A 6,968-nucleotide genomic window follows, 5' to 3' on the forward strand; every position below is an offset into this window, starting at 1 on the left:
CGCCTTTGGCATTGCCAGGGGCGTGTGCACCATTGCCAAGTGGGTCAACGGCCTCGCAAAACGGGCTTCAGGAACCCTGGGGCAAGCCCGCGAGCAGAACGCCAAGGCCCTGTACGAACTCGCCACCAGCCGCGACAGTGATCCCGGCGTCCGCGCCCAGGCCCGTGAGACCCTCACCAAGCTGGGGGTGGACATGACTAAGGTCCCCGATCCCGACAAGCCGCCTGAGTCAGAGGGGCCCAAGTCCAGCCACCGCGATGACGTGGTGCTCTCCATCATGCTGGCCATGAAGTCCTGATGCTGGGTGCTCGTTGCTACGTTTACCGACCGATTGATCGATTGATTTCCATGAACCACGACGAGATCTTCCGCAACCTCCTCACCGAATACGGGACCGTCATTCAGGTCGCGGGCCTGGAGCCCACCCTCGAGGGCTTTTGCGCCATCACGGTGGACGACGACCTCACCGTCCAGTTCCAACTGGATGTGGAGACCGGCATGCTCGCCTTCGTCATCGAGCTCGGCACCGTGGCCGAGGAACACCGAGCCAAGACGGCCACCTTCATGCTCGCCGCCAACGTCCTCTGGATGGGCACCGGCGGTGCCACCCTCGGCATGGACTTCGAAGGCCGCGTCATGCTGTGTTACAGCGAACCCGTGCAACACCTGGCCTTGGAGCGCTTTTCCAAGATCATCGACAACCTCATCAACGTCGCCGAAGACTGGGAGGAGAACCTCGTCGCCCTGCGCCTGGATGAAGTGGGGCCAGAAACCCTCGCTCAAGAATGGGGCAATCGGGGAGACGAGGGCCTGCCCGGACTGGGGTGGGGGATGCGGGTGTGAGCGGCTCAAGTTCCAGTCTCATTCCAAGTGCGGCGCTCCTGATACTCTTAGTAATCAGTCAGCCTGCATGCGTCGACTATGGCCCGATAGACAGGCGGCTATCGACCGAGAATCTTCCGCAAAAGGTGTCAAAAGCCCTGCAGAGCAACTTGGCTCCCTCCGAACGGGTGGTGTCGATTGTTGAGCGCAGGCATCGAGGGCGGCTGGTCGGGTATACCATTACGACGAAGGACCTCTCTACAGGCAGGCTGAAGCAGCTGCACTATCGCCCGTCCACGGAGCAATTTACGATAGTCGAGCCGCCTCCAGTCTTGCCAGAGTCGCAATGATGGCAAGACTGTGTAGAGGGCGCAATTTTGGGTAAAAGAATTCCAATGCAATGAAAAGCGTTCAAAGATCCAATCAAGGCGGTCTCGAGGCGGCATGTGGGAAACCACTTCATTTAGTTTTGATTGCTGCGCTTTCCCTGACGCTTGCCGGGGGAACAGCCACAGCAGATACCAGTGAAGTCAAGAAACCTCAAATGGGCTTCAAATCCGCGGCTTCCAACGAAGAACGCAGAGCCGTCTTTGGTTTCACGAAGCTCATTCTCGATGACCTTTCGGATACTGGCTTCAAAGTCGGAGCAAATGCAGGCGAAAGATCCATTTGGCTTTACATCTACGGCGTCAATGATAGCGCCATCTGGCCCAAGGTCGCAGAACGACTTGCTGAAGAGAAGAAGAAACAAGGTTGGAGGACGATCTTCATCCAGTTCTTTGAAAAAGAAGTCTGGGAAGATCTGGGCAATGGCAATTCCAGGCGGGGTGAGGAACGCTTATTGAAAGCCTTCTTGTTGGAATAGCATTCGCCATCTGAGAATCAGATCCGGCCCTCAAACGAGCCAAAGGCACAGATGTTGCCATCGCCATGGGAAGCTGTTTGTAGTACAAACTTTAGTTTGCTCAGTCGAACTGGCGCTACGCTTGCTGCGGCCACCAAAAGTCCGAACCGCGAACAGGGGAGGCCTTTCAACCTCGCGTAGGTTTGCTACCCGTGGGGGTTTTAGGCCTGAGATGCATTTGAGGTAACGAATCGTCGCCCGACAACTTCTCGATTTGAAAAGCGCACCTCTCAACCCGTCAAAATGTGTTCACAGCGCCATCGAATATCTTGCATTTCAAAACAACGGTTTTAATGGGTAGGCGCACGGAACAAAACCGCGCGACCGTCTGTTGCGCAACACACTGTAGAACACGGCTTTCCTACCGCGAAAAGTACCCCTGCTCAGTGCCCCCATATGAAGCTGCCACGTCTGTCCGCCCCCGACTCACTTCAGAAAACAAGATCACGATTCTCCCTGCAACACTGCCGGATAAGCCTTCGGACAATGTCCCTCGCAGCGCTTGTGTGTGTCACAATGTTCGCCACGAGTTGCGCCACCACGGGGAAGACAGGCAAGAATGAATGGGACGAGTCACTGCCGATGTACGAGGTTACCGGTAAGACACAGGGGAACACGTTCAGGAAATACATTCTCTTGGGTGACAGGGTCTTTGCAGTGGAGACCTACACTTCCGGCAAACTCCGGCGTAAATCGTTCTTCAAGCCCGATGGCACGCCCCTCGCCGCCGAGGTATACTCCGGTGGCCAGGTTAAGGAAACCCACTTGTTCGACGATCAAGGTCGTTTACAGGTGATCAGAAAGCTCATCAGTTCTTCGCCCGAGCGATACGCCAACACCATCTACAATCCAGACGGATCGATCAGAAGCATTCTGTTCCGACCGTAACCACCTGTTCCACCGTTCGGTCCAGCACTTGCCGGAGTCTTGCGCGACGATCGTTGAAAGCCGTTCTGACTAAACGCAGCAAAGCTTCGCGACATCGAGGGCCACAAAGATCAAACTATGATCACAAGGGCAACACTACTGATCACAGCAGCACTTTTCTCGCTCTTGCCCCTGGAAGTGAAGGCGGACGAGCTCGACCTGATCAGGCAGCGTTGGGAAGGCGAGCAAGCTTCGGCAGCCTGCATTGGGCGCGTGAAGTATCAGGAGCAATTGGAGAGCTTGATGCGTATGCTCCCCATTGATGCTCCTGACGAACTGGAAAAATGGGGCCACTTGAGCGCTGCGAGAGGGGATTCCCAGGTGGTCTTCGACGAGGTCTTTCGAAGGAGATTGCTCACAGCGGCGGTGAACTCAAAGACGAGCGAGTCGCTTCTCGCCGTGCTCACGCGTTGCCCTCCAGGGGAAATGCACTACACGCTTGTCGAACGCTTCATCGTCGAGTCGAACGGAGTTGATGCCTTGGATGCACTCTTCACCGCCGCCGACAAGGCAGAAGCACCATGGGTTTCCAATCGACTGTTCGCCTTCATACGGCGCGCTTTTCCGGGAATAGCCGCCCGATTGGGCCCCAACAACACCAACCTGACGCGTGAATGCCGGGCATGGATCGCGGCTCGGAAAGGCAAGTTGAGGCTCGTGGAGTCCTACGGGACCATGAATCCGGCTACGTCCGGCATGCGATCTACGCAGAAGGTGCTAGAGGATTGTGCGCTTCTAACTGAAGCCAGAGACACCCGTTAGAGCCCAACTCTTTACTCCCCAGTTTCATAAACTGCCCGCTCAGATGATGAGCTGAAGCACTGGCGGTGGCTTCTTGTATGGGATAAAGCGTTGTTACCACACTTCGCAAAAACCCCAACAAAAAGCCACCATTAGTGAAAGTTTCCAGGCGCTCCATCTACACCCGCAGCAAAGACATTCCAAGTCTCAAATTTGCTCCCACTCAATCTCTCACCGCTTTCGGGGGCTTGGTCATTTTCATGGAGCAGTTCGCACGTCTCAAGCTCTGGGACAGAGTCGCGGCCTGCTTTACCCATCTGCCTTCCACGGGTGCGTATACTCATGGCGTGATGTTTCGCTGCCTGCTGGTCCATCTGCTGCTGGGGCGACGTCATTTACGTGAGCGCGACTTCTACGCTCATGATCCTCTGGTTGGTCAGTGCCTGGGTCTGCGCCAGATCCCTAGCGTGCCCACCCTCAGCCGGTTGCTGGCCAGTACCGACCAAGCTAGTGTCAAAGCCTTGCGCCGGCTTAATGTAGAGGTGGTGCTCGATGCCATGGCGGTGCAGGATTGGCGCACGCTGACGCTGGACTTCGATGGCAGCGTCCTGTCGACTTCTCGCCATGCCCAGGGCACTGCGGTGGGCTTCAACAAGCAAAAGAAGGGCGCGCGCAGCTACTACCCTCTGTTTTGCCATGTGGCTCAAACGGGTCAAGTTCTGGATGTCCACCATCGCAGTGGCAACATCCATGACTCCAACGGTGCGGCAGCGTTCGTGCACGAGTGCGTCCGCGCGGTGCGTCAAAGGCTGGGGAGCAAATTGCGCATTGAGGTGCGCATGGATAGCGCGTTCTTCAGTGAAGCGCTCATTGAAGAACTGGAAGCCTTGGAAGTGCGCTACACCGTCAGCGTGCCTTTTGAGCGCTTTGCCGCGCTCAAAGGGATTTTTGCCAACCGGCAGCGCTGGTGGCAGACACCGGGACGCGCAGGCAGCCACTACTTTGAGCAACACTGGAAGCCCAAGAGTTGGAGTCGCCGCAGACGCTTTGTGTTCGTGAGCCAGGAGGTGGAGACCCAGGACAAGGAGCCGCTGCAACTGGACTTGTTCCGCCCCATCGAAAGGGGCATGGACTTCAAACTCATCCTGACCAACCACGCGATGGGCGCAGGCAAGCTGGTACGGCTTCACGAAGGACGAGGTAGCCAGGAGAAGGTGTTTGGCGAACTCAAGAGCCAGGTGCAGTTGGGCTATGTGCCGTGTCGGCGCTTGCACGCCAACCAGACTTGGTTGCTAGGCGCGCTGCTGGCGCACAATCTGGCGCGGGCGTTGCAGATGGAGCAACTGCCACCTCCCAGAGCGCTGGGGGTCAAGCGCACGGCGCGCTGGGTGTTCGCAGAGTTGGCGACGCTACGCCGTACCGTGTTGCATCAGGTGGGCAGGCTGACACGGCCCCAAGGCAAATGGAAGCTGACGCTGCCGGACATCCCCGCCCTCAAATCGGCTTTAGAGGGCTTCGGGTTCGCGGTGTTATGAAACGTTAGGGTTTACCACTCAATGCATAAACCCATGCTATCGTCTCGACCCAGTGTCAAGGAATGGGCTTCATGCCTGCAGATGAGCGCCACTACCACCTTCACGAAGCTCTCCGCATTGATGCTGACAGCGGCAGCGTCAGTGGGAATCTCGATGGCGGACCCACCCGTCTCAAAACCTCCTCTGGGGTTTCCGTCAGCGGCAGCAGCAGACCAACGGCTGGCTATCACCAAGGAAGCCAAAACCATTCTTGGCACTCTTACTGACGCAGATTTTAAGGTCTATGGGCGGTCGGGAGAACAATCGAACTGGATCGTGGTGTACCGGGTTGCAGACCGCGAGGTGTGGCGGAAGTGTGTTGCGCTTCTCGCTGAAAGGAAAAAGGAGCAGGGTTGGCGCAAGATCCACATTCAATTCATGGAAGATGAAATGTGGATCGACCTTGGCAATGGAACCAGAAGGCGGGGCGAGGAACGCCAACTTGGGTCCTTCTTGATTGAATGAAAACAACACCTTTTCGCTTACCATGACCAACGCCCCTAAAGTGGCCCTGGCAGTGTTCGCCGCTTGCCTCCTATCGATTGTCGGATCCTTGGCAGCTTCGGAGCTCACCATCTCCTACGGCAAGAGCGCAAAGGACCCCACTGTCTACACCTCGGTGACCGTGCAATACGAAGAAGAGGGGGTGCGATCAAACCACTCGTGGGAGACCTCAGGATATGTGGAGCGTCCTAGAATACAGGCATCCCCAGACCGGAAGCTGCTGGCAGTTTCCGACAGAGAGGTCGTCGAGGTGTACGAGGTTAACAAGCTCCTCATCGGCAGCCTTAAGTCGAGAAAGCCGTTGGCTTCCTATGACTTGATGACACTGGAAGGGGAGTCCTTTGTCTCGAAGTTTGGGGTCAGCTTCACCTGGCTGTCCCCTCGAGTGTTCTCGTGGACGCTGGCTGAGACAAGAACAAATGAGAATTGCGAACTGGTGGGAGGTCTGGACCAGGATGCATTTTGGGTAACTGCCCAAGGCTTCAATGAAGGTCGCCGCAACGGTCAACGGTTGAACGTCTACGTAGTAAGCAAACCCTTCATTGAGAAATACAAAAGCCGGGGAGACGAGTTGGGGATTGCTATATTCAGTGAAACCGGGGCCATCGAGCAGCGTGCGAGGGCTGAGGCTGAGTTGAACAACCTGAAGCAAGCCGTCAAAGATCTCAAAAGCAAGCTGGAGCGGCAGTAGGGACGGGGACAGCCTCGAAAGCTATTGTTCTGCATACAATGCAATCGTCTCAACTATGAACTGTTACGACATCTACGTTTGCGAAGGGGATTCGATCCGTATTGAACCGAATGTCGCGATTGGACAACCTAATCCGCTTGGCCCTACCTGGGATGAGGGGCTGATACTAAACGTGCCGGGAGAAGTTGATTTTGTGACATATCTGAAGAAGAACAAAGCCTACGACTGGGTCGGCGGCTATTCTTGGCAGCCCTACGTGAAAGCAAAGGTCAAAACGCGATTGGTGCCCCTCCTTGGAAGCGCCGTGCAGTGGATAGGTCCAATTCCGCACAAGAATGAGGAATATTACATGCTAAACTGTGTCAACATCGTGGACTGTCAGCCCCATGAGGAGGGTTGGCCTCACTCGGTAAATTCTCATTTCGCCGCGGATCAGGCTATGCTCTTCAGGCTCAAAGGCTCGGTGAGGAGGCTGATTGCCACGGAAAGCCTAAAGGCAAACATTTTCGCATCCGGCGACACAGGCATCAGGATGGCGCTCATTTCACAGAATGGGGCTGCAACGTGGTTCCACGATGCTGGAAGACCCCGATTGAAATGACTGCCTGATGCTGGCTATGCCCATTGCCTTGTTGATTCGGCGGACAGGGGAACATTGATCTCCTTGCTCGCGCACTCAAGCCTGAGGACCAGGCCGATCACAATTCTGGACCTACTCCTGATAGTCGGAAGCAATTCCTGTAGCCTCAAGCGCCCGGCTTAGGTTATATCGGATAGATGATCCATCGGATGGCAACTTTGATGG

The 6,968-nt window shown here is 56.0% G+C and carries 8 protein-coding genes and 1 pseudogene; all 9 read left to right on the plus strand.

Annotation, left to right across the window (positions count from 1 at the left end):
- Positions 1–298 (plus strand): annotated as a pseudogene (locus BV034_RS16985) (hypothetical protein); the annotation flags it as partial.
- A 50-nt stretch (positions 299–348) separates the two neighbouring features.
- A complete protein-coding gene (locus BV034_RS16990) occupies positions 349–843 on the plus strand; it encodes a type III secretion system chaperone (protein ID WP_050028190.1) in 495 nt (164 codons plus the stop codon).
- 379 nt (positions 844–1,222) lie between these two features.
- Entirely contained in the window at positions 1,223–1,687 is a 465-nt protein-coding gene (locus BV034_RS16995; RefSeq protein ID WP_265593108.1) for a hypothetical protein, read from the plus strand.
- 525 nt (positions 1,688–2,212) lie between these two features.
- Positions 2,213–2,614 carry a hypothetical protein gene (locus tag BV034_RS17000; RefSeq protein WP_050028192.1) on the plus strand — a complete coding sequence of 134 codons (402 nt, stop codon included), beginning with the start codon at positions 2,213–2,215 and terminating at the stop codon, positions 2,612–2,614.
- 117 nt (positions 2,615–2,731) lie between these two features.
- A complete protein-coding gene (locus tag BV034_RS17005) occupies positions 2,732–3,415 on the plus strand; it encodes a hypothetical protein (RefSeq protein ID WP_050028193.1) in 684 nt (227 codons plus the stop codon).
- A 134-nt stretch (positions 3,416–3,549) separates the two neighbouring features.
- The gene (locus tag BV034_RS17010) at positions 3,550–4,929 is read left to right on the plus strand and encodes an IS1380 family transposase (protein ID WP_050028194.1); all 1,380 of its coding nucleotides are present in this window, start codon (positions 3,550–3,552) and stop codon (positions 4,927–4,929) included.
- 21 nt (positions 4,930–4,950) lie between these two features.
- Positions 4,951–5,433 carry a hypothetical protein gene (locus BV034_RS17015; RefSeq protein ID WP_265593109.1) on the plus strand — a complete coding sequence of 161 codons (483 nt, stop codon included), beginning with the start codon at positions 4,951–4,953 and terminating at the stop codon, positions 5,431–5,433.
- A gap of 22 nt (positions 5,434–5,455) precedes the next feature.
- Entirely contained in the window at positions 5,456–6,163 is a 708-nt protein-coding gene (locus BV034_RS17020) for a hypothetical protein (protein ID WP_050028196.1), read from the plus strand.
- Positions 6,164–6,218: 55 nt separating this feature from the next.
- Positions 6,219–6,764 carry a hypothetical protein gene (locus tag BV034_RS17025; protein ID WP_050028197.1) on the plus strand — a complete coding sequence of 182 codons (546 nt, stop codon included), beginning with the start codon at positions 6,219–6,221 and terminating at the stop codon, positions 6,762–6,764.
- The last annotated feature ends 204 nt before the right edge of the window (positions 6,765–6,968 follow it).

It is taken from the genome of Verrucomicrobium sp. BvORR034 (assembly GCF_000739635.1).
GTDB lineage: Bacteria > Verrucomicrobiota > Verrucomicrobiia > Verrucomicrobiales > Verrucomicrobiaceae > Verrucomicrobium.